Origin of the sequence: Aeromicrobium sp. (genome assembly GCF_023146395.1) — a bacterium.
Taxonomy (GTDB): Bacteria; Actinomycetota; Actinomycetes; order Propionibacteriales; family Nocardioidaceae; genus Aeromicrobium.
On sequence record NZ_JAGLCD010000009.1, the window covers coordinates 39837 to 66220 of the forward strand.

Annotated in this window: 24 protein-coding genes; 15 read left to right on the forward strand and 9 right to left on the reverse strand. The window is 67.7% G+C overall.

Features of this window, described 5'->3' with window-relative positions; genetic code table 11:
* Positions 1-86 precede the first annotated feature (86 nt).
* The 4 genes from KAG51_RS08410 to KAG51_RS08425 form a co-directional block, all read right to left on the reverse strand.
* Entirely contained in the window at positions 87-665 is a 579-nt protein-coding gene (locus tag KAG51_RS08410) for a hypothetical protein (protein ID WP_290582576.1), read from the reverse strand.
* Positions 662-1444 carry a hypothetical protein gene (locus tag KAG51_RS08415; RefSeq protein WP_290582579.1) on the reverse strand — a complete coding sequence of 261 codons (783 nt, stop codon included), beginning with the start codon at positions 1442-1444 and terminating at the stop codon, positions 662-664. Before KAG51_RS08415 ends, KAG51_RS08410 begins: the two co-directional genes overlap by 4 nt.
* Positions 1445-1872: 428 nt before the next feature.
* Positions 1873-2274 (reverse strand): hypothetical protein, encoded by a 402-nt coding sequence (locus KAG51_RS08420; RefSeq protein ID WP_290582582.1) that lies wholly within the window; start codon positions 2272-2274, stop codon positions 1873-1875.
* Between the two features lie 407 nt (positions 2275-2681).
* A complete protein-coding gene (locus KAG51_RS08425) occupies positions 2682-2996 on the reverse strand; it encodes a helix-turn-helix domain-containing protein (protein ID WP_290582584.1) in 315 nt (104 codons plus the stop codon).
* 68 nt (positions 2997-3064) lie between these two features.
* On the opposite strand from KAG51_RS08425, the gene KAG51_RS08430 reads away from it, so the two are divergent.
* From KAG51_RS08430 to KAG51_RS08500, 15 genes are all read left to right on the forward strand, one after another.
* Positions 3065-3388 (forward strand): hypothetical protein, encoded by a 324-nt coding sequence (locus KAG51_RS08430; RefSeq protein ID WP_290582586.1) that lies wholly within the window; start codon positions 3065-3067, stop codon positions 3386-3388.
* 332 nt (positions 3389-3720) lie between these two features.
* Positions 3721-4554, forward strand: coding sequence for a hypothetical protein (locus KAG51_RS08435; RefSeq protein WP_290582588.1), 834 nt, complete (start codon positions 3721-3723; stop codon positions 4552-4554).
* A gap of 44 nt (positions 4555-4598) precedes the next feature.
* Positions 4599-4796 carry a hypothetical protein gene (locus KAG51_RS08440; protein WP_290582590.1) on the forward strand — a complete coding sequence of 66 codons (198 nt, stop codon included), beginning with the start codon at positions 4599-4601 and terminating at the stop codon, positions 4794-4796.
* On the forward strand, positions 4796-5587 hold the full coding sequence (locus KAG51_RS08445) for a hypothetical protein (protein WP_290582592.1): 792 nt from the start codon (positions 4796-4798) through the stop codon (positions 5585-5587). The genes KAG51_RS08440 and KAG51_RS08445 overlap by 1 nt, the downstream gene beginning before the upstream one ends.
* Positions 5577-5870, forward strand: coding sequence for a hypothetical protein (locus KAG51_RS08450; RefSeq protein ID WP_290582594.1), 294 nt, complete (start codon positions 5577-5579; stop codon positions 5868-5870). The genes KAG51_RS08445 and KAG51_RS08450 overlap by 11 nt, the downstream gene beginning before the upstream one ends.
* Positions 5871-5873: 3 nt before the next feature.
* The gene (locus tag KAG51_RS08455; protein ID WP_290582596.1) at positions 5874-6710 is read left to right on the forward strand and encodes a hypothetical protein; all 837 of its coding nucleotides are present in this window, start codon (positions 5874-5876) and stop codon (positions 6708-6710) included.
* Positions 6711-6714: 4 nt separating this feature from the next.
* Positions 6715-8172: a type IV secretion system protein gene (locus KAG51_RS08460; protein WP_290582598.1), complete on the forward strand. Its 1458-nt coding sequence runs from the start codon at positions 6715-6717 to the stop codon at positions 8170-8172.
* A gap of 36 nt (positions 8173-8208) precedes the next feature.
* Positions 8209-9717 carry an SCO6880 family protein gene (locus tag KAG51_RS08465; protein ID WP_290582600.1) on the forward strand — a complete coding sequence of 503 codons (1509 nt, stop codon included), beginning with the start codon at positions 8209-8211 and terminating at the stop codon, positions 9715-9717.
* A gap of 197 nt (positions 9718-9914) precedes the next feature.
* Positions 9915-11234, forward strand: coding sequence for an ATP-binding protein (locus tag KAG51_RS08470; protein ID WP_290582602.1), 1320 nt, complete (start codon positions 9915-9917; stop codon positions 11232-11234).
* Entirely contained in the window at positions 11234-12772 is a 1539-nt protein-coding gene (locus KAG51_RS08475) for a peptidoglycan DD-metalloendopeptidase family protein (RefSeq protein ID WP_290582604.1), read from the forward strand. Before KAG51_RS08470 ends, KAG51_RS08475 begins: the two co-directional genes overlap by 1 nt.
* A gap of 47 nt (positions 12773-12819) precedes the next feature.
* On the forward strand, positions 12820-13290 hold the full coding sequence (locus KAG51_RS08480; RefSeq protein ID WP_290582606.1) for a hypothetical protein: 471 nt from the start codon (positions 12820-12822) through the stop codon (positions 13288-13290).
* Positions 13287-14714 carry a TraM recognition domain-containing protein gene (locus KAG51_RS08485; RefSeq protein WP_290582608.1) on the forward strand — a complete coding sequence of 476 codons (1428 nt, stop codon included), beginning with the start codon at positions 13287-13289 and terminating at the stop codon, positions 14712-14714. The genes KAG51_RS08480 and KAG51_RS08485 overlap by 4 nt, the downstream gene beginning before the upstream one ends.
* A gap of 5 nt (positions 14715-14719) precedes the next feature.
* On the forward strand, positions 14720-15364 hold the full coding sequence (locus KAG51_RS08490; RefSeq protein ID WP_290582610.1) for a hypothetical protein: 645 nt from the start codon (positions 14720-14722) through the stop codon (positions 15362-15364).
* Positions 15365-15848: 484 nt separating this feature from the next.
* Positions 15849-16028 (forward strand): hypothetical protein, encoded by a 180-nt coding sequence (locus tag KAG51_RS08495; protein ID WP_290582612.1) that lies wholly within the window; start codon positions 15849-15851, stop codon positions 16026-16028.
* A gap of 642 nt (positions 16029-16670) precedes the next feature.
* Positions 16671-16886 carry a hypothetical protein gene (locus KAG51_RS08500; protein WP_290582614.1) on the forward strand — a complete coding sequence of 72 codons (216 nt, stop codon included), beginning with the start codon at positions 16671-16673 and terminating at the stop codon, positions 16884-16886.
* 191 nt (positions 16887-17077) lie between these two features.
* Here the strand turns inward: KAG51_RS08500 and mobF are convergent, their stop codons facing one another.
* From mobF to KAG51_RS08525, 5 genes are all read right to left on the reverse strand, one after another.
* The gene (gene mobF, locus KAG51_RS08505) at positions 17078-22744 is read right to left on the reverse strand and encodes a MobF family relaxase (protein ID WP_290582616.1); all 5667 of its coding nucleotides are present in this window, start codon (positions 22742-22744) and stop codon (positions 17078-17080) included.
* 108 nt (positions 22745-22852) lie between these two features.
* Positions 22853-23305, reverse strand: a complete 453-nt coding sequence (locus KAG51_RS08510) for a hypothetical protein (protein WP_290582618.1) — start codon at positions 23303-23305, stop codon at positions 22853-22855.
* 17 nt (positions 23306-23322) lie between these two features.
* Positions 23323-24762, reverse strand: a complete 1440-nt coding sequence (locus KAG51_RS08515; protein ID WP_290582619.1) for a hypothetical protein — start codon at positions 24760-24762, stop codon at positions 23323-23325.
* Positions 24759-25091 (reverse strand): helix-turn-helix transcriptional regulator, encoded by a 333-nt coding sequence (locus KAG51_RS08520; protein ID WP_290582621.1) that lies wholly within the window; start codon positions 25089-25091, stop codon positions 24759-24761. The genes KAG51_RS08515 and KAG51_RS08520 overlap by 4 nt, the downstream gene beginning before the upstream one ends.
* Positions 25088-26212 carry a tyrosine-type recombinase/integrase gene (locus KAG51_RS08525; protein ID WP_290582623.1) on the reverse strand — a complete coding sequence of 375 codons (1125 nt, stop codon included), beginning with the start codon at positions 26210-26212 and terminating at the stop codon, positions 25088-25090. The genes KAG51_RS08520 and KAG51_RS08525 overlap by 4 nt, the downstream gene beginning before the upstream one ends.
* Positions 26213-26384: the final 172 nt, after the last annotated feature.

Genomic DNA, 26384 nt, shown 5'->3' on the forward strand with positions numbered 1-26384 from the left:
TTGCTGTGTAGCCAGATCCACCGCGGTGGTCTGGAAGTGAACCCCAGGAGATCCTGCCGGACGACAGGGCCTGGGGTTTCGCGTTTTCAGATCTCGTGAGTTGAACACCGAGATCGGATGAGATCCCAAAAGGTCGTATCCCCGGTCCGGTGGCTCACCATCGCGCCACAGACGGCGTCAGGCACCCAGAGCAGGGGTTCGGCCGGACCTGGCTCGTGGTGCATCCGGAGCCTGGTGGACACGGAGCCCCTACGCCGGTAGGCGTTCAGAACCTCGCGGTCTCGGTTGTCATCGGCCTTGCCTCGCGACTCGAGCGTCACAGTTCCGACGCCGAGTTGATCGAGTTCGTAGGCGAGGAGCTCCATGCACGCGCGCCGGCGACGCTCGGGGCGATCATCCGCAGCCTGACTGCGAACAACGACCACGTGCTCGACCTCGAGCCTGGCGACAGCTGTCGCAATCTTCAGCTGCCGCTTGTCGCCCTCATCGCGCCAGTGCAGCTTCTTCTGACCAGGCAGGATCAGGCCCCGCATTGCGTCGCGGACATCCTCGAGGCGCTCATGGTCAAGGATCGCTGCCGACAAGATGTAGGTGCCCGGGTCTTCGGTCCGGTTCGACCCGGACTCGTCGACGAAGGCCGCGAACGTCAGATCGTGAGTCGTCACTTGCCCTCCTTCGGAGTCGTGGTGGTCGTGGCGGCGCGGGCCTTCATTTGGCGTTGCGCGGAAGCCTGAATCCGCTTACGCGAATCGCGGCTGAAATTGCCGCTCAGTGAGTAGTTGAGTCGGGTGGTGTAGCCAAGTGGCGACAGTGGCGCTGCGATGTACTCCGGGCGGGTCTTTAGGAGCTTGTGCTTTTCGAGGCCCTGGATGCCTTTCCGGAAGGTGTTGGGGGAGATCCCGTACCACTCACTCACCTTCGCTTCGGTGACCCACATCTCATCGCGCTGCGTGGTCTCCTTCGCGACGATGAGCATGACCGCGAGCTCCGCCAGATTGAGCTCGGCGAACCACTCATCGGTCCAGAACTCGGGCGGAAGGGTGAGGTACGCCTCGGCCCAGTTCTTCTTCTCGCCGGTCGGGCTTTCGTAGGGCTCTTCTCCGACCTCCATTAAGGGCTGCACACGCTGAAGGCGGCCCTGCCGGCTTCGCACGATGAGGCCCATGTCTTCGAGTTGCGCCCACGTCTTCGACAGGTCCGCTCGGCTCCACTGGGAGCCCTTGGACGATGTGAGTGCGCGACGCCAGATCGTTGAGCTGAGGGGATTCTCCAGCCCCTTGAGGTGTGGCCAGATGGTAAGCAGGAGGAGATACAGGATCAGGGCCCGGTGCTTGCGTTCTGAGACAATGGTCCCGAGCACGCTGTCGCGACGCTCAGCGGAATCGTCCAACTGCACGAAGTTCTGCCGAAGGGTCGTGTAGCCGCGCCCGGAGACACGGAGCATGTGCTCGCGTGTCGCGTGAGGCGACGGCTGCGGAGGGCTGGTTGGCACGAGAGAATCGTAGGGCATCGGCGAACGGGAACCTTGTGCAGCCGCCCCATCTCGATTATCCATTCGTGAGGTGCAATGCGATGTATCGATGCGACTCCATGATTCGACACTCTGATGCGACGTCGATGCGAAGACCACACTCGCCGATTTCCCGGTTGTGGTCAGTGAGTTGACCTGAGGCGACGCCGGAAGGCCGAATCCAGATTTCCATCCGCTCCGCGGGGTTTGTGGTGTGTCAGGCGTCGTGTGCTCGGCCGCATGCTCGAACATGCTTCAGTTCGGGTGAGTTCGTTGCTCAGGAATTCCACGCCACGTGCGGGATGGTCTCTCCTGCGAGAGGTGCCTAGTTCACCCGGTGGGTCGGTGGGCGTCGAGCCGCGTTACTGACCCATCTGGAAGACCCGGTCCACGTCCCGCTGGCTCATGCCGAACAGCACGTTCGGCGCCACGTACTTGTATGAATAGCCGACGATGAGAGCCGCGGCGATCAACTCACCATTGCTGATGTACTCCCCTCGAGCTCGCTCGATGTAGCCCTTGATCGGGTAACTGTTCTGCGTCGGGGTCTGGATGGGGGCGATGTTGTCCTTCAGCCAGGCAACGAGCTGCATGATGGTCGTTTCGCGCTGCAAGAGTTCGGAACGTCCCTCGGCGACTTCGGACCCCTGCTGCTCGCGGGTCTTCCTGTTCGCGTCGAAGGCGCCGATCCCGAAGGTGTTGAGCTCCGGGTGTTGCTGCATCACTTCGACCAAGGTGGCGGGCGATCCATCGGTGCTTGCCATGTCGCCATTCTGCCCCAGCGTCAGCCCGCTCCGGGCGGTTCTGCGACCGTCTGAAGTTGAGCGGCTGAGGGCCGCCCCGCGGTGGCCAGGCCGACACGTGTCCGGCGTGTTTGGGTCTGCGGCGTGCCGCGCGCGGGCTGCCCCTACAAAGACCTCTAGCTCGAGTGGAAGCGTGACGGCCGCGACTGGGTCGCGCGGGTGGCCTGGGTCCTGGACCGAGACGAATCCAGAGCCGGCGAGACGACCTACGTGGTGGCCTGGGTGCCCCGTCGACTACTCGGGCCAGTTCGGTCAGATCCGAATGACGCGGGCCCACACCGTTCTCGTCGGTGAAGGGTTGCAGTAGCCCTGCGGCGAATGTGCCGCACGCCCATGGATTCGCGCCGCGCGCCGAGTGTCGGGGTCTGTCAATCCAAGCCGATCCCGCGGCCGAGATCACCGTGCAGCTGTCGCAGCCGATCGACATTGACCGAGTGGGCCCGGCGTCGGACGTCCGGCTCGGAGCGAGGTGGCTGAACGAGCAGGACGCCGAGCTCCTCGAGTACTGCCAGATGCCTCTGGAGGTTGGCCCGATTCACGTTCAGGCGCTCCGCGAGCTCGGTCTGTGTGGCCGGTCCCTCGACGAGCAGTGATCGGATCGCTGCGGCCTTGACGCGGTTGCCGAGCGCGTCGATCGCGGCACCGACCTCGGCGGGGAGATCGGGTTGGGCGACGCTTGGCATGTCGGCCATTGTCATCACCGCGGCGGCAGTCCCATACTAGTGCCACATTAACCGGCATTAGGAGGGACATGAGCATCCACGTTGTCGTTATAGGCACGCTTCTCGCGAAGCCCGAGCCCATTGACTCGAGGCGCGGCGACGTCGTCGCGGTCATGATCGGGACTCAGCAAGAAGTCCACCACCACGGGCGGGTGTGCGTCATCGACACCGTGCCAACGGCCGAGCTGGTCTGCATCGATGAGCTCGCCTCCGAGCTGCTGCGCTTCGAGCGAGGCGACCGCGTCGAGGTCCGGGGCAGGATGACCGTCTCGTGCCAGCTGGAACAGACCACGAATCCATTCGCCACGGGACGCGTGAGCTTCCACGGTGAGTCGATCTCCCGCGTCAGTTGACGTCGAAGACGTGCGATACGACAAGGTTGCTCGACGGCGGTTGCCCAGCCCGAACAGTCCGAGGGTGGCCCGTTGAGGATCGACCAGAGAGCCGAGGTCTGTCTGTGCTTCCGCGGCGTCTGGTGATCTGATTTGACGACGATCGGCACAGTCCGAACCGCGAAGTCGCGCTTCTGCTCTGACTTTCTGAACTTTCGGGGGTACGTGCTCTGACCTGTGTAAACGTGGACGTACTCCCTACGTACCCCCCTGGTTTCGAGGCTTCGGGGGTACGAAAGCGGTGACGTCACCGCAGTTCATTTCTTGCTGTCCGCAGCAAGGAAGGAACTGTCATGAGCATCGCCACCGTCCTCGGGGTCGAGTCAACGTCGACGCCTGCACTCCGTGAAGCACACACCCGCTGGCACGACTGGATCGAGTTGGAGCCCGCACTCGACATCGGTGTCGACCTCCTCGACCTCGGCACGTGGTCGTGGACCCGAGACCCCCGGACCGACGACGTCCTCCGCGCCCTCGCCCGACTCGGCTCTCCCCGCGGCCACGACGAGCCCTTGGCTGCCACGATCCTCGCTTGGTTGCTCACGCCCGGGGCGACGTCGATAGCCCGACAGGCCACGTCGCCGGCAGCACCGAACGGTGTCGACGAACTGACAGCCAGTGCGCTCTGGGTCGCCTGCCGCGAAGCTGAATGGGAGAAGCCCGCCCCCATTGCTCCCTGCGTCCTGCGGATCGTCCGCCGCGCCGTCCAAGCCGAGCTTGGCTTCGGAGAAGGTTGCAAGCGAGCTGACCGGGCATGGGCAGCCACCAACCCGTGGGACCCGCAGTGGGGTGCGTGGGAGATCGTCATTGATCCCCACCGGCCGTCGTCGAGCACGGCTGCGTCTGAGCTCCTCGAGCTCTTGGACGATGCCGTCACATCACAGGTCATCACTCCAGCAGACCTCGAGCTTCTTGTGGACATCGCCATCGCGACGGACGAGCTGGAGCTCGGCGCGGGAGCGCCCGCACGGCGCCAGGCTTGCGGACTGGGGAGTCGAGCTGCTGCCACTGTCGTCGCCGATCGTCTCGGCCTGCACGAGGTCACCGTCCGACGTCGGCTGCGGCGCTGCCTCCACGACCTGACCGAGTTCGCGGCCGGCGCCCTTCACGAGCCGACCGCAGCGTGATCACCACACATGACCGTTCGGCCTTGTGTGCCGAGGTGATGACGATGTCGAGCGATCACAACCAGATCGACGCGCTGTTCGAGACAGCGGCACAAGAGGGACCGGCCTTGGCGGACCTCGACGGTGCACTTAGCCGGCTCAAGGCAGCACGGGCCGCCAAGCTCGAGCTGTCACAGCTGGGCGCTCCGGCGCTCCGTGGCGAGATCGTTCGCCGCAGCCGTGCGATGGGCGGTGGTCTCTGATGGCCTTCTCACTGGCCGAGGTCCAACGAGCGGCCGCCGCGCTCGAGTCCGGCGAGTTCCAGACGGGACCGCCAGGTCAACGCCGCGCGCAAGCGACCCACGAGACGTGGGACCCCGCCGAGGCCGTCATCGTGATCGCCGGCGCTGCAGCACGGGTTGGCACCACCGTCGCCGCCACGGCTATCGCCGAAGCTGCCGCCACCGAAGTGCGCATGGTCGAGGCAGGCCCGATGCACACCACCGGCCTGGCCGAGGCCACCACCGCCGAGCTTGGCGTGCGCGCGACCGGATGGCGTCAAGGCCAACGAGACCTGGTGTTGATCGAGCGCACCACCAGCTCCCACGAGCGACCCGAGAATGTCCCGCCCCCGGCGCCGACAGAGCGGGGTTTGACGGTCGTCGACATCAGCTGGGACCTGACTCGTGTGGTCGCTTCGGGCTCATGGCTCGCCGTGGCGCTCGCTTCACACCCGCTGGTTCTGACCACCACCGCAACAGCACCCGGGATGCGCGCTCTCGAGGCCGCCATCGACGTGTGCGGGCGCGACGACGTCCACGCGATGGTGCTCGGTCCCGACCGCAAGAAGTGGCCCAAGACCGTCACTGTCGCCGCCACCGGTGCCGTCGAGCAGCTGGCACAGCGCGGCCGACTCCACACGATCCCGTTCGACCGTCACCTCGCGGTCACCGGCCTCGACCGCGCACCACTACCTCCCGCAGTCCGGCGGGCAGCCAAGTCCGCGCTCACCTCCGTCACTCGCCCACCGGAAGGAAACGCCCATGTCCGTTGAGTCAATCGGCAACCAGATCGCGACGCAGGTCTGCCCCATCGCTCCTCCAGGTGCCCAGGTCCACGTCGACCAGGTCCAGGGCTACGTGATGTGGGGAGTCATCATCATGATGGGCATCGCCGCGCTCGTCGGCATCGGCGCCGTCGTCGGCGGCCGCATGTTCTCGATGACCCACGCCTCCAAGGTCGGAGTCATCTCCGTCGTCGTGGTCATGATCAGCGCCATCGCCCTGCTGATCATACCCGGCATGCTGGCCGCGATCCTCGGCGACGGCTGCGTGTGAGCGATGTTCGCCAAGCGAAGCAACAGCCCGGCGCCAGCGGACGTGGTCGAGCCATGGTCGCGTCAGCGGCTGCAAGCCCTTCTCGCGGGCGCGGGCGTCTTCGCGGTGCTGCTGGCTCTTGGCCTGGGATACGCCACGGTGCGCATCGTGGCCTCGGCTACAGAACCCGCCCAGCCCGACGCGGCCGAGATCGCGGAGGAGTTCCCAGTCGGCCCCGATGGCGTTCGTGGCGACGGCTACCGCAACGCCGTCGCTGCCGCTCCGATGCTCGAGATCACCGAGGCTGACCTTCGCCCGGCCGCACCCTCGCTCGAACCAGCGAGGACTCTGGCGATGCCGGGGGCTACCGACACCGGCACGGCGGATGTGCCGACCGGCTACCCCCACACCCCCGAAGGGGCCGTGGCCCAGCTGACGTCGATCATCACCACGGCCCTGACTCCCATGGACACCGACGCCGCGCGATTCGTCTTCGAGCACTGGTCCGACCCCCAGGCGAACTACCTGGAGTGGCCGATCGCTCAGTCGATCCGGGCCTTCCACGCCTCGGCCGGAACCAGCAACGGCGACCCCACGATCGAGACCAGCGCCCTCCCGGCCGCCGGCCAGGTCAAGGGCACCGACGGCGAGGACTGGGTCCTGGCGTGCGTCCTGTTCGACGTCCAGATCTCGCTAGCCAAGGAGACCCGTTTCGGGTTCGGCCACTGCGAACGGATGCAGTGGGACGGCACCCGATGGGAGATCGCCGCCGGAACAGCACCGGCCGTCGCCCCGTCCACGTGGCCCGGCTCTCAGCGCAGCATCGACGCGGGCTGGCGCACCCTCGAGCAGAAGGACTGACCCCATGCGCTCCACACTCGTGCAACCTGCTGCCGGCCCCCTGGACTTCCTGGGACCCCTGAACCCCTTCGGCATCGCCGGCGACGCCATCGGCGAGGCTGCCGCCAGCGCCTGGGTCGGGATCATGTGGGCCATCTTCGACTCCGGCCTGTGGATCCTGCGCCTCTGCCTGAGCGCGGTCGACTACTTCATGACCCCCGACCTCAGCGAGACCGGCCCGGCCGCCGAGGTCTACAAGACCACGTTCTGGGTCGCGGCCACCCTGGTCACTCTGATGGCCCTGGCGCAGATCGGTGTGGCCGTATTCCGCCGCGACGGCAAGAGCCTGGGCCGGGTCCTGCTCGGGGCTGGCCAGTTCGTGGGTGTGTGGTTCTGCTGGATCGCCTACTCGGTAGCCATCGTCGCCGCCGCTGGAGGACTGACGAAGGCCCTGATGAAGTCGATGCTGAACGTCGACAACTGGTCACAGTGGAACCCGCTCGGCTACGGCAACGCCGTCTCGGACTCGATGCAGATCGCTCTCGCCACGGTCATGGGTGTCATGGGGATCTTCCTCTGGGTCGCGGCCATCGGCCACTTCGTCATCATGCTCATGCGTGCAGTCGCCTTGTTGATCCTCGGCGGCACCTCGGTCATCTCGGCGGCCGGCCTGGTCTCCGAATCCGGCAAGTCCTGGTTCTGGAAGTCGGTGCGCTGGTTCCACGCCGCCGCCCTCACCCCGGTCCTGAGCGTGCTGATCCTCGGCATCGGTGTGCAACTGACCTCCGGAATCGGCCAAGGATTCGCCGACTCGACCGAGAAGACCCTCGGCACGGCCCTGCCGGCTGTGGTCATCATCGTCATCTCGATCGGGTCACCGGTCGTGCTGTTCCGGCTGCTCGCCTTCGTCGACCCCGGCACAAGCAGCGGCGCCTCCATGCGAGCCGGCCTGGACGCCGCAGGGGGCCTCGGTGGACTGCTCGGTGGCCAGTCCGGTGGCGGTCAGAGCTCGGCGGCCTCGACGTCGACGAGCTCGGGTCAGTCCCAGGGCGAACAGTCGGGCAGCGACGCGACCTCGGCGCGAATGACAGGCGGCATAGCCAAGATGCTCGGCACGTACGGGCAGGGCATTCAGGCGCTCACCTCGGCCTCGGGCAAGCTCTCTTCGGTCGGCGCCGACGAGATGAACCAGACCGCGGTCGGCAGCGGCGACTACTTCCCCGACCAAGGCTCATCTCGCCAGTTCAACCCCGACCAGCGCGACACCGCCGACACCGACGGCGACAGCAACACCTCCTCACCGGGCGCCAGGGGCGGGACACTGCCACCCCCGCCGAGCCCGCCCAGCTCCCAGCCGCCCGGAGGCGGGGGAGCGCCAGGCGGTGGTGGCGCAGCCGGAGGCGGAGGTGGCGCTGGTGGTGGCGCTGCCGCCGGAGGCGGTGGCGGGGCCGCGGCCGCTGGTGGCGTCCCCCCGGTCGCCTGATCACTTCCCGACAACGACCAACGAAAGCAGGACACCATGACCGCGACCATCTACAACGACTACGGACGCGCTCGGGTCGGCTGGTTCTTCGGACTCTCCGGGCTCCAGGTCGGCGCGGTGACCGCCGCGGGGTTCCCAGCCATCGTCGCCCTGTCTCGCGGGGCGGTGATCGAGTTCTTCGCTCTGGCTTTCGTCGGCGCCCTGACGATCGCGCTGGTCGTGGTGCCGGTCAAGGGCCGGTCGGCAACCGGGTGGCTGGTCTCGCTGGCGGCGTTCACCCTCGGGACGATGGCAGGGCGGACCCGGTTCCGCTCGCGCGCCGCAAGCGGCCAGCCGACTGCGCTTGCGGTTCCTGACCTGCCGGGACCGCTCAGCAGCGTCGAGATCCACGAGGGCGCTCCGCGAGGTCCGCAGCAGGCACGGTTGGCGATCGTCCAGAACCATTTCGCCCGCACGTGGGCGATGACGGCGGCGATCGTCCACCCCGGGATCGGCATGGCCGACCCATCGACTCGTCACCGGCACGGACTGGGGTTGGCCGAGCTGATCGAGATGAGCGCACGGACCGAGCTGATCGACGAGCTGCTGGTCACCATCCGCACGGTCCCCGACGATGGCGCCGAGCGCACCCAGTGGGTCAGCAAGCACCGCCGCCCCGGCGGGCCTCAGCTGGCTCGCCGGGTCAACGATGAGCTCCAGGAGGCGCTCTCGAGCGGATCGGTGCGCACCGAGGCGTTCGTGACGTTCGTGGTGCCGGAGGGCCGCCTGGCCAAGGAGGCCAAGGAGGCCGGCGGCGGTCTGGCCGGGCGGGCCCAGAGCCTGTACATGCTCGCGGGCGAGGTCGAAGCACAGTTGAAGGCCTCGGTCGGGATGACCGAGGTGAGCTGGCTGACCTCGCCGGCACTGGCGGCCGCGTGCCGGACCGGATTCGCACCAGGTGATCGTGCGGGCATCGTGAACGCCCTGGACGCCGCCGCGCAGGGCGAACGGGTCAACTCCGAGGTGCCATGGGCGCTGGCCGGCCCATCTGGTGCCGACAGCGTCGTGCGCCACTACTCCCACGACGCGTGGAACTCGGTCTCCTCGACCCTGAAGCTGCCTGACAAGGGAATGCTGATGGGTGCCCTCGCTCCGATCATCAACCCGACGGAGCCGGGTGAGAGGCGTTCGCTGGTCGTCTCTTTCCCGATCCTCGACCAGGCACGTGCTGAGTCCAAAGCGCGCAACAGCGAGTGGGGCGCCGACATCGCCGACGGTCTGCGCGAAAAGGGCAAGGTCAAGCAGCGCGCTCGTGAACGCGAGGACGCCGACAAGGTACGTCGTCTCGACACCAAGCTCGCCCGCGGCAGTGCCTTGACCCAGCCGTACGCCGTGGCCACGGTGACCGTGCCGAAGACAGTCCGTGCCGGTGAAGCTGGCCGGCGCCTGGACTCGTCGATCAGACGTGCCGGGTTGTCGCCGCTGCGCCTCGACCTGGCCCAGGACGTGGCCTTCGCGGCGTCGACGATCCCGCTCGGGGTCTCACTGGCCCGCGGGACGAACTGATGGGAACCAAGGGTCGTGGAACTGGCGGCCGTGACGTCGGCAGGCTGCTGTCGGACTTCGGCCACGACCTCCCGGCCACGACGGTGGCGGAGCAGGCAGCGAAAGACCCTCGCCTGTTCCGCCCGTCCCCTCGCGCTGGACGCTTCCAGCGCGACCGCGGTTGGTCGGCCAGTCGGGCCCCGGTCCTGCAATGGCAGATGACCTCGGAGCAGACTCCGGCGCTGTGGCCGTGGATCTCCACACCCGGCCTGCCGCCCACCGGGGCTCAGATGGGTATCGATCAGCTCTCCGGTGCGGCGTTCTACGCCGACCCCATGGGCTGGGTCCTCGACGACCGGGTCCCGGTCACTAACCCCAACATCATGAGTTTCGGAAAGCCCGGCCGAGGCAAGTCCGCCACGACCAAGGCCTTCTGCCTGCGCATGATGGACTTCGGATACCGCACCCTGATCTTGGGTGACCCGAAAGACGAGTACGAACCGCTGTGCCGGGCGTTCGGGGTACAGCCGTTCAGCATCGGCCCCGGCATGTCGATACGGATCAACCCATTGGCGCTCGGCCCAATGGGGCAGGGGTGGGACCAGCTAGACGCCACCGAGGCGAAGGAACGCTCCGCCGTGGTGTTCTCGAGGTGGCTCACCCTGGTGCGGGGACTCGTTGGCTCGCAGAAGGTCGGTGCCCAGCACGTGCCTTTCGGACCCACCGATGAAGTGGTCATCAAGCGAGCCTTGGAGACCCTCACCGGATACGACCTCGGCAGCACTCGTCTGAAGGAGACGACGATCGCCGAGCTGTGGCACCTGCTCGACAGCCCGACCCGCGAGCTGGTCGCCTCGACCCGGTACGAGTCCGATCGGCACTTCCTCGACGAGACCCGCCTGCTGCGCGACGCGCTCGCCCAGCTGGTCACCGGTGCGCTCGCCGGCCTCTTCGACGACCACACCAACATCGACATCGACTGGACCGCCCCGATCCAGTCGCTCAGCCTCTCGCGCTTGGAGCCGTTGGGGGACGAGGCGACCGGGATCGCGTTGACCTGCCTCAACTCCTGGGGGCGCGGGATGCGTGAGCTCGCGGCACCGGGTGACATGCGCGTCGTGGTGCGAGACGAGTCCTGGAAGCAGCTACGCCTCGGCGTCGAGGCCGTCAAGAGCTTCGACGCCGACCTGCGCTTGTCGCGCCGCGACGGCGACATCCAGTTCGCCGTCGCCCACAAGCCATCGGACCTGCTCTCGGCCGGCAGTGCCGGCAGCCAGGCCCAGACCATCGCCAAGGACCTCCTGCACCTGGTCGACATCAAGATCCTGCACGGCCAGGACCAAGGCGTCGCCAACGAGCTCGAGCAGCTGCTCGGTCTGGGGCAGATCGCCCGCAACCTCGTCACTGGTTGGGGCATGCAGGGCAAGGGGCGCGCGCTCTGGGGCGTCGGCGACCAGCTGTACCAGGTGCAGACCGTCCTTCACCCGGCCGAGCACCAGCTCACCTTCACCAACGAGAACCTCGCAGGCGCAGCCTGATGAAGACTGCAGGGTGGATCTGCATGGCCGTCGCTGCCCTGCTCGTCATGCCGCTGGTCGCCGTGGCGCTGATCGCCGGCGGCGCGATCGGACCAGCGGCGATCGCGTCGACGTCGTGCGGGGGACCAGTCGCGGTCACTGCCGGTGCCTGGCGCCCCCCGATGACCGGCACCTATCGCATCACCAGCTCATTCGGGGTGCGGCTGCACCCCACCCAGAACGTGCACAAGATGCACGCGGGCATCGACCTGGTGGCTACCGGCTCTAAGACGATCGTCGCGGCCGCCGGCGGCACGGTCACTGAGGCCGGCTGGCGCGGCGGGTACGGCAACCAAGTCCTCATCGACCACGGGAACGGCATCCAGACCCGCTACGGACACCTGGCGCACACCCCGTCAGTCACGGTCGGCCAGAGCGTGCAGGCCGGCGCACCGGTCGGAGTCCAAGGGGCCACCGGCGACGTCAGCGGCGCACACCTGCACTTCGAGATCCGCCAGAACGGCCAGGCGATCGACCCCCAATCGTGGATGGCCTCCCAGGGAGTCGTCCTGGACGGACGACAGCCGGTCGAGACCGCGCCCGCTCCTCCACCGGCCGTCGACGACACCAGCGCTGGGATCGGGTTCGTCCTGCCGAGGCCAGGCGAACCGGTCAAGCACTCCTCCGCCACACAGGCCGTCCCCATCCCCGAGAACATGCGCCAGCTCTATATCGGCGCCGCCGACAAGTACGCCATGCCGTGGACCATCTTGGCGGCCATCGGGATGATCGAGACGCGCCACGGTGCGCTGACGAGCGTCTCCAGCGCCGGTGCCCAGGGACCCATGCAGTTCATGCCGGCCACGTTCGCCCAGTACGGCGTCGATGGCGACGGCGACGGGCGGGCCGACATCACCAACGCCGCCGACAGCGTCCACTCGGCCGCGAACTACCTGACCGCCAACGGCATCTCCAAAGGAGAGCAGGGCGTACGGGACGCGATCGTCGCCTACAACCACGCCGACTGGTACGTCAACGACGTCCTCACGTACGCGCACGCCTACGGCGGCGGCACCGTCATGGGAGGTGTCGAGAACTGCGGCGACGGCAGCGGCAACGGAGACCCCAGCCTGTCGCCGCTGGCTAGACCGCGCGCGGCGACCGTGCTGACCTGGGCCAACGCCCAAGCCGGCAAGCCCTACACCTTCGGCGGCACCGGCCCGGCCGGCTTCGACTGCTCGGGCCTGGTCCAGACAGCGTTCAAGCAGATCGGCATCACCATGCCCCGCACCGCCGGCGCCCAACGGGACTGGCTCGCCCAGGGCAACGGGTTCCGTGTCGAGCCGGGTCAGGAGCTACCCGGCGACCTGATCTTCTGGGACTCCTACCTGGGTCCCAATCAGGTCGGTCACGTCGTGATCGTCAACGACCCCTCCAACCAGACCACGATCGACGCTCGCAGCACCAAGCTGGGCATCGGGAACTTCCCCTACAACTCGTCGGGTAAGGCCATCTACGAGATCTGGCGCGTCGGCGACGTCGACGCCCCGGCACAGTGAGCTGCAAGTGAGTAATCACCGGGAACAGCGTTGCGGCCTTGTGGACCATGGCGAACCTGCAGCAGGAGCGGCGCACCAACCCCTACCCGTGGTCATGGGAGATCCCCGTGGGGGTCACGATGGTGATCGGCTTCGTGCTGATCCTGACCGTGCACGTGGCCAGGGCCGTGGCGAACTGGCTCTCCGGGGCCCCGTGGGCGTTGCCGGAGTCACGCGCCGTCTTCACCAGCCTGCCGTCGATCCTGACCGGTGACCCCACCGCCGGCCTCGACCACATTCCAGCCAGCCACGCCTCCGCCAACTCGGTAATCAGCTGGGTGATTTTCCTCGAGCTCGTCGTCATCGCCGCCACCACATGGGCCGCGGTGCTGACGTTGCGGCGCTTCGGGCCGGGGCGCATCAAAGGCATGGCCACCCCCGACGAGGTCGAACAGGTCCTCGGCCTGGCAAGGCTGCGCAAGCACGCCCACATCGTGCGCCCCGACCTGCACACCGCACCCGAAAGTCGCCGGCGATGAAGACGTTCGACCCGACGCAGGTCGGCTGGAAGCTCGGCAAGGCTCACGAACCACGCACCGGCAAGGAGCTGTGGGTGCCGTGGGACCGCACCACCGGCGTCATCGGTCCGCAAGGCTCGGGCAAGACGCTCGACGTGCTCGTGCCCGCGTTGCTCGGTGCGCCCGGCGCCGCCTTGGTGACGTTGACCAAGGTTGAGGACCTGCTGCTGACGATCGACGCCCGTTCGGTCGAAGACAGACCGTGCGTCGTCCTGGATCCGTTCGGGCTCGCACCAGGTCTGCCGGAGTTCGTCTTCGACCCCGTCGCGGGGTGCGTCGACCCAATGCTCGCCGAACGTCGGGCGAAGGCGTTCACCGCCGGCACGGTCAAGGGCTCCTCTCACACCGACGACGCAGCTCGGTTCTACGCCGCAGAGGCCTCCAAGGTCATCCAGGCGTACTTCCACGCCGCAGCTCTGAGCGGACGGGGTCTCGACGACGTTCTGGAATGGGTCGCCAATCCCCGAGCCGCGATCGAGCCTGAGGAGATCCTGCGCGAGCACCCCCACGCGGCACCGTTCTGGCACGGCCTCCTGCAGGGCGCACTGCGGGGCGACGAGCGCACCGCGGGCAACACCGCGACGACCGTTCAGCAGGCAATGTCGTTGTTCTTCCAGGGTGACATCCGGCGCCGGTGCGTCCCTGGAAGGGGGCGGCGCGCCACCGACGTCGCTGACATCATCACCCGCGGCGGCACGATCTACCTCCTCGGCCGCGAAGACCCCTACGCATCTGCCTCGCCTCTCATGACGGCCGTGGCCGAACACGTCCTGGACACCGCCCTCGAGCTCGCGAACTCCTCGCCCCACGGCAAGCTGTGCCCGCCGATGGTGACGGTTCTTGATGAGCTGCCGTCGACCGCACCGTTGCCGACCTTGCGCACCCGCATGGCCAACGAACGCGCGCTCGGCCTGTCCTTCATCTACGCGGCCCAGACGTGGCGTCAGTTGGCGGCGATCTTCGGCGAGCAGGAAGCCCGAGCGCTCTTCGGCCTGACGAACGTCCTGGCCCTGTTCGGTGGCTCCAAGGACGTCTCTTTCAACCGCGAGATCTCCGACCTGCTCGGGCCTGTGCGGGTGACGCGGTTTAACTGGCAGAGCGGGACGATGGCCGGACGCTCGAGCAGCAGCGACGAGATCCCGATCTTGACCGGCGCCGAGATCCGCCAGCTCGAGCAGCGCCAAGCATTGGTAATCGCCGAGAACGGTCGACCCGTGCTGGCCAAGCTGCACGGCTGCATCGACGGCGCCAGCGGCCGGGAACTCCTGAAGGCTCAGGAAGCGGCTCGTACCCGTGTCGAGTCCGCCCGTCACCACCGAATCGAACCTGCCGCCCGCGCCACTGCTGCACTGGTCGAGTCACAACGGCGCGGTTTCGGTAGATGACCCACGTGACCACACCCCGCGAGGTCCCGGAGGCCGATGACGAGCGATTGATCTGGCTGTTCCCGAAACCCCCTCCCCGAGTGCGCTTGGCCTATCGCGAACTGTCCATCGCCGCCAACGGACGACCGGAAGAGATCGCAGCGCTCGGGAACATCACGGACCTCCCGCGTCCATGGCTGCCCGCGACCTGCACCGACCCCGTCCTGCGCGTCGACCTCTGGAAATGGTTGGATCGCGTCGCTGCCTGGATCAACCACGAGTACGTCTTCGACCCGGCAGGGATCATTCCGCCGTGCTGGCCACGCCACCCGCACCTCGTCCACGAGCTCGCTGTGTTGGCCGACCAACGGCACCGGGTTCACGATGCGCTCAGCAGCGACCTCATCGAGGAGTGGCACCGATACACGCTGCCCGCGTTCCTCGAGCGCATGCGCACCAGAATGCAATCCCACTGCGAGCGCCAACACTCCCCGTGGCCCTCACGAAGCCGGTACGTCAACCACGTTTCCGAGACCGAGGTTCGCAGGCGCACCGAGGCGTATGCCGGAGACATTCGCGCCTTGAGAACCGAGCCAGACCTGGCAACGAGCCAGCCCGGGGCCCCGCGGCTCAGCGTGGTCGACTCGGAGACTGGCGAGCTACTGGACTAACGGTTCGGACGTACTCCGCGCAGGCCGGAAAAAATAGAAGGTAGTGCACCCTTGCCTGCACACCCGCGAAGGATGCACCATCATGGGTAAACCGTCGTGCGTCGGACCGGACACCCACGCAGAGTCGCCGCCCAACAGAAGAAGGCCCCGAGCCGAAGCTCGAGGCCAACTCCTATCCCCTACTCAGGGATGGTTCCGTCACTCGACTCGCAGTTGCAGCTGCGGGTCAGTGATCCAGTGACGGAACGCGCACTCGCCCTTCCGGCCGATGCACGGCGGGAACGTGCTCCCGGATCGGAAGTGAGCGACGTCGCCGTGCTGGTCGCGCCACTTCCCGGTCCAGGGGACACGCTGTCCCGTCTTCCAGGACCCCGCGGGGCCCTTCGGGTGGTGCCGCCCGGAGGGCGGCGGGGGGTGGGGGAGGCTGTTCATAGCCTGCTCCCTTCTCCAGCGGGACCGTCCCGCTTGGACATACACTCCGACCATGACCGTCGTGGACATGACGCAGTGGGCCTCTGAGCGATCGGGCGACGAGCACATCGAGTGCCCGTGCGGATCGGTCTGGTTTGAGCTCGTCGACGGCGCCGTCACGATGAGCGTCGACGAGAGCATCGTCGGGTACGCCGGTGCCTTGCGCTGCAAGGAGTGTGGGCTCGACAAGTAGCCCTCAACCGGGGTCCGGGAGGGCTCCTGAGGGCGTGGGCTAGTGGCGCCGCAGGCGGTGGTGTCCACGGAAGTGGGCCTCGTTCGGAGTGATGGTGTCCATGATCTTCATGGCGATGCCTTTCAGGCTGGGAATAGTGACGTCGCGAGGCTCACCGTAGGCGAGCGGACAGACCAAATCTGAGGCGACACGCCGAGACCTGTACGGACGCACGAAAAGACGGGACCTTCGGCCAGGCCGAAGATCCCGTCTTGAGGCTTCCGTGGGATCGGTTGCGACGCCATATACCCACACTCACTCCGTGGCTCATAATGCCGCCCGCGTATGACAAAGTTCAGTGCGACACGCGCAAGAGGTGGTGCATTATCCACCACATCGGTGACGTTCTAAACACTCTGTCCACAGGCCCGTCCACAGGGATGTGACGTTCTGCGAGCGTTGCTGGTGCTCCGACGCAACCTCGCAGAGCACCCCCATGACCGTGACCGTGATCGTCCGCCGACGTCCGGCCGCGGGCGCACACTCGCACGCGGAACTGCCGGTTGACGAGCTCTACGCCACCGCGCCGGATCCCGAGGTGGCGCAGGCTGAAACCACCCGACGCCTACCCGAGGGCTAGCAGATCCTCTCGCGGCGGCGCGCGTGAGCACGCCCGATCAGCTCCTCGCAGCCAAGATCGGCGGCTCCGCGCAGCGCGTTGTGAATGAGCAGTTGGAGGACGCCGAGGCGATCGCGGAGATCCGCAAGCGCGCGGAGGGTCGCACCGGCCTGCTGCGCCGAGAGGCCGCCGGCGCTTGGTGCGTGGCTCGGCCGACCACGCACGCCGAGGAGGTTGCGCATGGGCTACCTGCTGCTTGAGGTAGCCGGGGTCGAGCTGCTCGAGGGCGCCGAGTTCGTGCGTGAGGTCGAGGTCGTGCGACGGGGGGCGCGGGCCCGCGACGATGGGCGAGTGATGCGAAGGGCCACCGCCCGCCGACCTGACTACGATTCACCCTCGTGGGGAAGAGCACCCCGGTGGGGGCTACGCGCATTGTCGCGGAGTTGCCTGATCAGCGCCGCGGTGCACGATGGGGACGCTGCTGCGGACCGCGCGGATCCTGCGGGCGCGGCGCCGTGGGCGTGCGCGGCACCGTGGGCGTGCGCGGCACCGCGGTGCCCGTGTTCTGCGAGCGGTCTAGGTGCTCGGCGAGGCGGTACCGCAGGTCGCGTGAAGGGTTCGCGCCGAGCGGACGAGACGCGACTGCCTGCCGTGCGACCTTCTCGACGTCGACGCCCTGGTCGTGGAGTTGCTGCAGCAACGTCGCGGCCGCTGGCCAGTCCCTGCGGGCGGTCAGGCGGCTGTCGAGGGAGCGGCCAAGCGCGGCCCAGTGGTCGGACGGGCGCGCCTTGTCGTGGCCCTCGAGCCGCTGACGGACTTGCGAGACGTTGCCGAGCTTGTCGGTGCAGTACCGCTGCGGGTCCTGGTTGAACGAGCGGGCCGCGGCCGCGACGTCGGTGCGCAGTTGACCAGGGTCCAGCGACCCCGCTGATGCCGTGGTTGCAATGAACCCTTCCCACTGCTCGGGCGCCGTGACGGCGATGACCTCGGCCGCGTTGGTGCTCCTTTCTCTCGGGTCGGCCAGATTGGTGAGGCGTTCGTCGACCAGGAGAGCAGCGAGGTCGCGATGCTGCTGCAGCAGGGCCACCAGCTGGGCCGGGCCCCGCTGCTCGAGCAGACTGGCCGGGTCGGCGCCGATCGGCATGGGCACGACCCGCGGCGTGACTAGGTGCGGGGCGAGCAGCCACAAGTCGCGTTCGGCGGCGATCCGGCCGGCGAGGTCGCCGTCGGTGGCCACCAACGGTGTGGCGTGCAGGCCGGCGAGCTGGGCGGCCTGCTCCTCGGTCGTCGAGGTGCCGAGCGGCGCGACTCCGACGAACGCGCCGCCGGAGGCGATGGTGACGGCGATTGCGTCGAAGGGTCCCTCGACGAGTACGGGCACGGCTCCGTGGGACACGTGGTCGTCGCTGATGCCGTAGAGCTGGGCGCCCTTGTGGAACACGACGGTGTCGGGGGAGTTGAGGTACTTCGGGCCGGCGAAGTCTCCCGTGGCATCGGGGTTGCGACGCCCGACGAACCCGATGACGCGTCCTGCGGTGATGACGGGCAGAACGGCCCGGTCGCGGAACCGGTCGATGAGTCGCCCGTTGGACGCCTTTTTGGCCACTCCGGCCGCGAGCATCTCAGTGACGGTGAATTCGTGCTCTCGCAGGTGGTCGATCAGGTTTGTCCAGCCGGCCGGGGCGAAGCCTGGGCGGAAACGTTCGTCGCCGGCCAGGTCGACGCCGAGTCGTTCGTGCACGTGCAGCTGCGCCCATGAGCCGAAGTACTGGCTCTCGAAGTAGTCGGCGGATGCGGCGTTGATGGCGTTGATCCGCTGGACTGGGACGGGTGATGCCTGCAGCTCCCATGCCCGATCGATCAGGCGATCCAGACCCAGGCCCGTGGTGCCTGCTGGCTCCAGGAGGGCGCGGTCGTGTGCCGCAACGCTCAGCTCGTCGAGCTCGGTTGAGTGTCGGAGGTCGTCCTCGTACTCGAGGGAGTCCAGCTCGTGCAGGTCCTCGGGCGGCAGGTACTCCTCAGGTATGGCGGTGTCGTGTTCCGGCGGTGGGTCGGTCACTAGGGCGATGCGCCAGATCATCGCCTGGGCCAGGTCGAGGCCATCGACGTCACTGGTCTTGGCGAAGTCGAGGAGTTGCTCGACTGGCCACCCGCGCTCGTGCGCCTGCTCGACGGTGACGACAAGGGTCGGCCACCAGGGTGACGACGTGACGTTGGAAGCCGCTTCGACGCCGAGGTGCTCGTGCAGGAGGTCGGCCCAGTCGGGAGCCAGTTGGCCGTCGCTGAAGTTCTGCTCGGCCGCAACCGCCGGCGACAGGTGCCTGGCAATACGCCACCACAGTGCTGCGGCCACGTGCTCGTCGGGCAACGGCCCCTCCGATGCGGCACGTCCCAGGAGGTCGGCAGCGTCGACGCCGGATCGGTTGATCGCTGCCAAGCGTTCGGCGAGCAGCGGAGTGAACGAGTCCGACCGTGGGTGCAGCGCATGGATCGCCGGCCCCCACTCGTCCATCGCCGGCCGCCGACCGGCGTCCAGCCGGGTGTCGAGCTCGCGCTGATAGAGCACCGCCGCCTTCTGCAGCTGGCGCGGACCAGTGGGACGTCGATCGGGCTTGTCGACGCCGGTGGCGGCACGCCACACGGCGATGTCGCCGGCAACAGCTGCGGCGGGCGAGAGCCTGGCGTGTCGTGCCCAGGCCGGGGAGTCGGCATCGGCGGTCCCGGCGTGCACCTGGTCGGCGGCTTTCCGAATCTCGTGCGCGAGCGATCCCAGGTATGGGCCCCAGAGGGCGTTCTTAGCGAGCTTGTTTGGGATGGCGGGCAGCCATGGCAGTGGTCCTGGCTCGGCGTCGCGCCGTCCCGTCGGGTCCAGCCGCCAGTCCAGTACCGCGGCACGGTCGTCGGCCGACTCGACGTCTCGGACCTGCACGGCGTCGGCGAGCTCGCCGATCGCGTCGCCACCTTGTGCCTGGAGCAGCATCAGGTGCGCGCGTAGTGCGGGCCAGGCCGGCTCGTCGATCAGTCCGGGGACGAGGATGTCGGCCTGGGCTTCGATGCCCGCGACGACGTCGTCTCCGAGGTGGTCTGCGGACGCAACGTAGATGGCATCGGCGTACTTCTCGGTGACCTTCTGCAGCCGTGCTTCGGCTGCGTTGGCCTGCGCGAGCAGTGTCGTGGCAGAGCGGGGTGACTCGTCGCGAGCCAGGACCTGGGTCAGGACGTCGCCGGCTGTGGGCGGCCTGAGTGCTTCGGGACGGATCAGTCCGTGTGCGTCGCCGTCGCTGGTGACGACGACGTAGGCGTGGCTCTCGTGACGGCCACGGCTCATCATCGTGTAGAGCTGCTGACGTGTTTGGTCGCTGGTCACGAGGCCGTGCATGGTGTCGGCTGAGATGCCTTGCGCCGTGTGCACGGTCGAGGCGTAGCCGAGCTCTGTGTGCTCGGCGACGTATCTCGCCGGGAGCAGCACTTGCAAACCGGTCTCCACGTGTCGCACTGACAGTGCTGTTCCGTGCACCTTCTCGACGTGCCAGCGGTCGCCGTTCTTAACCCAGTCGGTGGCCGAGATCCGCAGTCGGCGGTCGTTGTTGCGAGTCAGGACGACGTCACCGACCGAGGCGCTGTTGCCGTCGGCCAGGCGCAGCTCCCGTCCAGGCGAGGCGCCGATGTCGGCCAGGCGCGCTGCCCGTGCGCGGGCGTTGAGCTCAGCCACGAGGTCACGGGTGGGTGCCAGCATGACCGCGTCCTTGCCGGTGGCCCGGTCGCCGCGCCACGCCGTGAAGATCTCGTCGGTCAGCGTGGCAACGTCGCCGACGTGGATGCGCTTGTTGTCGAAGTAGTAGCCCAGTGCTTCGGGGAGTCCTTCACGCAGCGCGAGGGTCGCGGCACCCTCCGCGAGGTCGGCGAAACGCATCAGTTCAGAGAGCTTGAGCTCGCCGTGCTGGTCGGCGATGTCCCGAAGCACTCCTCCAGCACCGATGGCGGCAAGTTGTTGGTTGTCGCCGATCAGGCGGACCGAGGCGCCGCGCTCGAGCACTGCGGTTATGGCAGTGTCCAGGCTCAGGGTGTCGGCCATGCCGGCCTCATCGATCACCACAAGTGAGCCGGTACCGATCTGGTCGACCAGGTTGCCGCCGGCTCCACGCTGCAGGGAGTCGACGAGCTTGGCGAGAGTGTCGGTGGTCGTGCCGGTCTGTTCGCGCAGAGCCGCTGCTGCCGCGGCCGAAGGTGCCAGGCCGATGACGTTGCCCCCAGAGGTCTCCCACGCCTGGGTCAAGACCCGCATCGCGGTGGTCTTGCCGGTACCGGCGGCGGCGATACCGAGCTGGACGCGGGCCCCGCTGGTGGCCATGCCCCGGACCATCGCGGCCTGGCCAGTGTTGAGCTCGACACCGTGGGCGGCACTCTCGGCGAGCGCGAGGTCGACGTCCACCGGGGCAACGCGGTGACGATCGTGGACGCCAGCAGCCGCGACGATGCGCTGCTCAGCGGCAAGGATGCGAGGCGATGTGTACAGCGTGGCGCCGGCCACGGTGTACACACTCGCCCCGTCCTGCCGGCGCAGTTCCTCTGGTTCCGGGACCGCGTCGTCGACGCCTTTCAGCGGCTGACAGGTGGCGATCGCCTGCTCGACCACGAGCTTCATGAGGTGCTGGACCTGGTCGGCGGGTACGTCGGTGAGGCGCACATGACGCTGTGCTTCGGCGATGAGGTGCCACCGGTTCCAGGTGCTCCGGCGGTCCTGCACGCCCTCGACGACCCGCCCCGCAACGCGTTCGATCCACGCCGCGTCAACACGACGAGCGTCGGCAGCCTGCGGCGACAGCGGGACGGGGTGGAGCGCCGATGCGACCATCTGCTCCGGACCGCGAGCACCAAGAACGTCGGTCGCCTGCTCGGCCCACTGGGCACGCTGTTCCGGTGACGAGCGCGGCTCGTGCTTCGCGTCGCGGGTCTCGAGCGTGGCCTGCTGGGCAAGCTGCACTGCCTCGACGGCGGTCGGTGGGCGGCCGTGATCGGTGTGGAACTTGGCCACCAGGACGTCGCGACGCAGCTCGATGCTCTGTCGACGGGTCGACCAGCGGTCGTTCAGGCGGGGGTCGACCCCGACGATCTCGCGCACCGGTCGCTTGCGTCGGTCGGTGTCCTCCCGCTCCTCGAAACGCACGCCGAGTGAGGACTCCAGGTGGCTCTCGAGGGCGGTGTTGTAGGTCTCTGACGCGGCCACGGTTGCCTGGAAGATCACCCGTCCGTCGATGGCCAGCCACTTGCCGTCCTTGGCCGTCTGGACCTTGTTGGCGACGGCGACGTGAGTGTGGAGGTCGGGGTCGCCGGCACGGGAATCGCGGTGGGTGAACGCGGCGGCGACGAGTCCGCGGGCATCGACTTGCCGCACGCCGTTGGTGCCAGTGCGGGTGTACAACGCCTCCTGCTCAATGAACTCCAGAGCATCTGCGACGGCCGCATTGTGGGCGCGTTCGATCGCCGCCGACGTCGCCTGATCGGCCACCGCCCACAGCGTCGAGACTGACTTGACCGGCGAGAAGGTTAGGTCGTATCCGGCCACTGCGGTGGTCTTGGACCGCGAGTACAGGGCCACGGCAGAGGCGAGCTCACGCGCGTCGGCCGGCTCGCGGCCGTGCTCTCGCACGAAGTACTCCCGCGCCACCTCGGTGCGCATCCGCGCCCGCTCCCCGAGCGACACCACCGCCTCGCGCGGTCGTCCCTCAGCGACATTGGCGTCCTCCAAGCGGCGGGCGACCTCCATCCGGTATGGCGGGACATCAGCCTCGTAGACCTTGAACGGCGTCCCCAATTGACGGACGCGTTTGATGTCCGAAGTCGTTGCCGAGTCACCAAGTTCAGTGACCCGGGAGTCGGCCAACGGGTGGAACCCGTAGCCGAACAACGCCTTCATCTGCTCGGCCGTGACCGGGTCGCCCGCGTCCAAGCCATCGATGCCAGCCATCCCCGAGCCCATCCACCGGCCAGGGGTCTCGCCGTGATCGGTGTAGTACGTCGCCAGCGACGTGTGGCCCTTTTCAGTCGCGTCCATCGCCGCGACCTGCCGGGTCAAGTAGTCGTACCCGGACCCGGCCGTCAGCTTGTGAATCGACATCGTCACACCCGGCAAGGCGCCGCGGTCACCGACGGGTGATCAGCGGTTCACGGCTCAATACTGGCGGAGGGGTCGTATTCGTATGGAGCGAATAGCCCGCAGTTCTCGTCAGGCCGAACGGTGTTCAAGCCGCCGAGCGGCCAGGGTGCGAACGAAGTAGCGCCGCCAGTAGGGGCCGGTCATCACCCACGGGACGTCATCGGTCTTCCAGTCGCTTGGGTCCAAGTCCTCGCGACCTGCCCCTTGCTGCTGGAGCCACGCGGCGAAATCTGCGTCTGCCTGATCGGCGGGTGCCGGTCCAGCAACTAGCGTGAAGAAGACGTGGTCGTGCTCTGTGACGCGCGTGAGCAGATCGGCGCATGCTGCCGCTTCGTTGGGGTGAGTGGAAAGGATGTCCTCGCCACCGCGTTCCGAGTAGAAGACGACCCAGCCCTGCGGGCGATGGTCCAGCACGAATGCATCGTCAGCGTGGGCTCCGAACAAGTGGAAGGCGGCAGGGTTGACGCCCAACTCGTCGAAGTAGCTCGCGAGCTCGTCTCGTGTTTCGGGGATGTGGCCCACGAGTCCATGCTCGCAGGTCAGCGGGATCGTTCGGCGATGTAGTCAGTCCAGTCTCGGGCGGCGAGTCCGGCCCAGGCGGCGGCGTTGCTGTGGGTGATGCCGATGAGGTCGGCGAGGACGGGTGCGGGGATGTCGCCGGCGAGGCAGAAGAGGGTGGCTTTGCGGTTCTCGTAGGGCTTGATGCCGATCGCGACGAGCTGGGAGCGGATGGCCTCGGTGGAGAGGTGTCGGCCGGGGTTGCCGCCTGGGAAGAGCCAGCCGGTCTCGCGTGAGGCGTAGAGGCTCTTGCCGCGATGCTGCAGGTGCTGCCGGATCAGGTCGTCTAGGAGCGGCGGCATCTGGACGGCGGTGGTGTTGAAGGTGACGTGAACGGCCTGGTCGGTGACGGCGGTCTGGCTGGTGCGCATCGTCACGATGCGGGAGAGCGGTTGGGCGAATAGCAGGGTCAGCAGCCCACCGATGCGGACGTAGCGGCGCAGGCTGTCGTCGTGCAGGAGCCGGTCGACCGCGGCCCAGCGTTGCTCGTCGGAGACGGTCACGGTCGGCGCCAGGCGCGCGATGGCAGGGATACTCAGGCGGGTGTTGATGCGCGTGTCCCGCAGCCAGACGATGAAGGCGTGCTCGTGGCTGAAGGCCGTGCCGGTGTGTTCCTGGTAGCGCTCCAGCAGGTCCTGCGTCGCGGTGGCCGGGCTGGCGCCGCAGGTCTCGAGGAAGGCCACGAAGTCGATCGCAACGCGGATCCGTCGCCGGGACGCGTCGGTGATGGTCTGAGTCAGGCGATCTTCGCGGGCGGCGGTGCGCATGTGCCGCAGCACGTGCCAGTGCGCGAATCGTTGGATCAGGGCTGCCTGCTCGGCAGGGAGGTCGGCCGTGACCTTCTCGATCCAGGGCAGTATCCGCTCGATGCGGATCTCGAATGGTTCCAGGACCCCGACCGCTGTGAGCAGGGTGCGCAGGTAGTCGTGGGCGCGGTCTGACGGCAGCTCCCGAAACGTTTCGTGACTGATCTGGATCTCTCCGCGGGCCATCTGCCGCAGCAGTCTGGGTCCGGTTCCGGGGTTCTTGCGCAGCCACCAGATTCCGCTCTGCGGCCGTTCGGACTCCACGAGTTCGTCGAAGACCGGTTGCAGGCGGGTGTGGATCTGACCGGTCGTCGGGTCGGCCAGCAGGTCGGTGAGGCGTTCGCGCAGGGTGCAGCGGGCGCATCGTTTGGCGCCGTAGGGGTGGTCCTCCCGCCCGCAGGTGTCGCAGGCGAAGATCGAGGTGGCGCCGGCGCAGGAGGCGCAGACGATCAGCTCGTCGGCGAGGTAGGCCAGCGGGCGAACGGCGCCGCAGGCGGGGCATGACTCGTGGTGGTAGTGGCGACGGCGGCGACAAGCGGTGCAGATCGGCCCGTGCGGCAGGCGGGTGTGGGCGTAGCGGGTGCCGCCGCAATCGAAGCAGGCACGATCCTTCACTCGCCCGTGCTGGGGCGGCGGATCGTGGCGCGGATCGGCCGCAGGTCACCGATGCCGGGCCCGCCGTCGCCGCTCGCAGCAGGCTCAACGACCTGCTCCTGAGCGAGCTCGAGGAGGTCGTTGGGGGTGCAGGCCAGGATGTCGCAGAGGGCTGCGAGCAGGTCCAGGTTGATCCGCTGGGGTGGTTTCGTCGCGACCCGGTGGACCATCTGCCGGGAGATCTCGACCCCTCGTCGGTGCAGTGGCTCGACGAGGTCAGTGGTGGCGAACATGCCGTTCTCGGCCATCAGCTGGCGCAGGTTCCACCGGATCACGGTCTTGGTGCTCATCGTTGCTCCCGGTTGTCGTCGTGGTGGGTGGTGTTGCCATAGACGCGTCCGAGCGCGGCCTGCAGGGTCTTGGTCTTGAAGTCGTTGGAGACCGAGGTGTAGATCGCGGTGGTCGAGGCGTAGGAGTGGCCGACCTGCTCGGTCACGAACCGCTCGGGATAGCCGAACTCGATCAGGTGCGTGACGTAGGAATGACGCAGGCAGTGCAACGTCAACTCCGCCGCCAACCCGGCCTGCTGACGAAGGAACGCGAACCTCTTGTCCATCGTCTTGGGGCTGATCCGCTGGCGGCGTTCGGTCAACCACAGCTCCTGGCGAGAGCCGGGATTCAGCAGCGGCCTGGCCTGCTCGACCCACTGCGCCAACCCGCCGATGACCCAGTCGAACTCCGGGACGGCCAGGACCGTGCGCCGTCGCGGCGCGCTGCCGCGGCTGGACTTGGCGTAGCGGACATGGACTGCGCCGTAGGTTCCCCAGCCCGGCATCCGCGGATTCGGGCGAAGGTCGACCACGTCCAGGAAGCACAACTCGCGCCGGCGCAGCCCGAACGCGTAGGCCGTCTTGACCATCTGCGCATCGCGCAACGCCGCCAAAGTGCCCTTGCGTCCCGAGCGGGCGACCTGTTCGACGCGGTCGTCGAGGAACCCGAACAGCGTCTCGATCTCGTCGTAGGAGAACGGCCGCCGCGACGGTTTGCCCTCGTACTCGACCAGATGCGCAGCGGTGTTGTAGTCGTGGCAGACCTGCGACGGAATCGACCCGAACCGCTGCTCGCACTGGGCCACCCAGCCATAACGACCGTCGAGCAGGTAGTCGCAGAACAGCCGCAACGTCAGGTGATAGCCACGGATCGTCGACGGCGCCAGACGTGTCTTGCCCGACATCAGGCTGGCCGTGAAGTCCTCCACGTCGCCGGCCGTCCAGTCCCACGGATGCGACTCGGCGAAGCTGGTGAACCGTCGCAGCAACAACACCCGCGGCTCGATCGTCGCCTCGGCCAGCAGTCTCGATCTCTGCTGCCTGCCCCAGCCCGAAAGCATCGCCTCGAACACCGCCGCCGGCTCGTCCAGATGGACCACCCCGGGCGCCAGAACCAGATGCGCCGACCCCGGAACAGCCATGCAGACCCCACTTCGCCGGTAAAGTAAAACTAGACAATGACAACTATAAGTTACCAGGGCTGTGTCGCGATCCGCCGACCAGCAGCGACGTACCCCCTCCTCGACGACGCCGAGAGGCACTCGCCCCACGCGCCGTTGTCGCCAGTCAACTTGGCGTTGATTCGCGGCCTTG

What these genes read in the sequence shown, in the direction of transcription:
- mobF (WP_290582616.1), bottom strand. Translation starts at nt 22,744, where the DNA reads ATGTCGATTCACAAGCTGACGGCCGGGTCCGGGTACGACTACTTGACC.
- KAG51_RS08450 (WP_290582594.1), top strand. Translation starts at nt 5,577, where the DNA reads ATGTCCGTTGAGTCAATCGGCAACCAGATCGCGACGCAGGTCTGCCCC.
- KAG51_RS08480 (WP_290582606.1), top strand. Translation starts at nt 12,820, where the DNA reads ATGGCGAACCTGCAGCAGGAGCGGCGCACCAACCCCTACCCGTGGTCA.
- KAG51_RS08455 (WP_290582596.1), top strand. Translation starts at nt 5,874, where the DNA reads ATGTTCGCCAAGCGAAGCAACAGCCCGGCGCCAGCGGACGTGGTCGAG.
- KAG51_RS08460 (WP_290582598.1), top strand. Translation starts at nt 6,715, where the DNA reads ATGCGCTCCACACTCGTGCAACCTGCTGCCGGCCCCCTGGACTTCCTG.
- KAG51_RS08465 (WP_290582600.1), top strand. Translation starts at nt 8,209, where the DNA reads ATGACCGCGACCATCTACAACGACTACGGACGCGCTCGGGTCGGCTGG.
- KAG51_RS08475 (WP_290582604.1), top strand. Translation starts at nt 11,234, where the DNA reads ATGAAGACTGCAGGGTGGATCTGCATGGCCGTCGCTGCCCTGCTCGTC.
- KAG51_RS08445 (WP_290582592.1), top strand. Translation starts at nt 4,796, where the DNA reads ATGGCCTTCTCACTGGCCGAGGTCCAACGAGCGGCCGCCGCGCTCGAG.
- KAG51_RS08525 (WP_290582623.1), bottom strand. Translation starts at nt 26,212, where the DNA reads ATGGCTGTTCCGGGGTCGGCGCATCTGGTTCTGGCGCCCGGGGTGGTC.
- KAG51_RS08440 (WP_290582590.1), top strand. Translation starts at nt 4,599, where the DNA reads ATGTCGAGCGATCACAACCAGATCGACGCGCTGTTCGAGACAGCGGCA.
- KAG51_RS08430 (WP_290582586.1), top strand. Translation starts at nt 3,065, where the DNA reads ATGAGCATCCACGTTGTCGTTATAGGCACGCTTCTCGCGAAGCCCGAG.
- KAG51_RS08415 (WP_290582579.1), bottom strand. Translation starts at nt 1,444, where the DNA reads ATGCTCCGTGTCTCCGGGCGCGGCTACACGACCCTTCGGCAGAACTTC.
- KAG51_RS08495 (WP_290582612.1), top strand. Translation starts at nt 15,849, where the DNA reads ATGACCGTCGTGGACATGACGCAGTGGGCCTCTGAGCGATCGGGCGAC.
- KAG51_RS08485 (WP_290582608.1), top strand. Translation starts at nt 13,287, where the DNA reads ATGAAGACGTTCGACCCGACGCAGGTCGGCTGGAAGCTCGGCAAGGCT.
- KAG51_RS08435 (WP_290582588.1), top strand. Translation starts at nt 3,721, where the DNA reads ATGAGCATCGCCACCGTCCTCGGGGTCGAGTCAACGTCGACGCCTGCA.
- KAG51_RS08520 (WP_290582621.1), bottom strand. Translation starts at nt 25,091, where the DNA reads ATGAGCACCAAGACCGTGATCCGGTGGAACCTGCGCCAGCTGATGGCC.
- KAG51_RS08425 (WP_290582584.1), bottom strand. Translation starts at nt 2,996, where the DNA reads ATGCCAAGCGTCGCCCAACCCGATCTCCCCGCCGAGGTCGGTGCCGCG.
- KAG51_RS08470 (WP_290582602.1), top strand. Translation starts at nt 9,915, where the DNA reads ATGACCTCGGAGCAGACTCCGGCGCTGTGGCCGTGGATCTCCACACCC.
- KAG51_RS08420 (WP_290582582.1), bottom strand. Translation starts at nt 2,274, where the DNA reads ATGGCAAGCACCGATGGATCGCCCGCCACCTTGGTCGAAGTGATGCAG.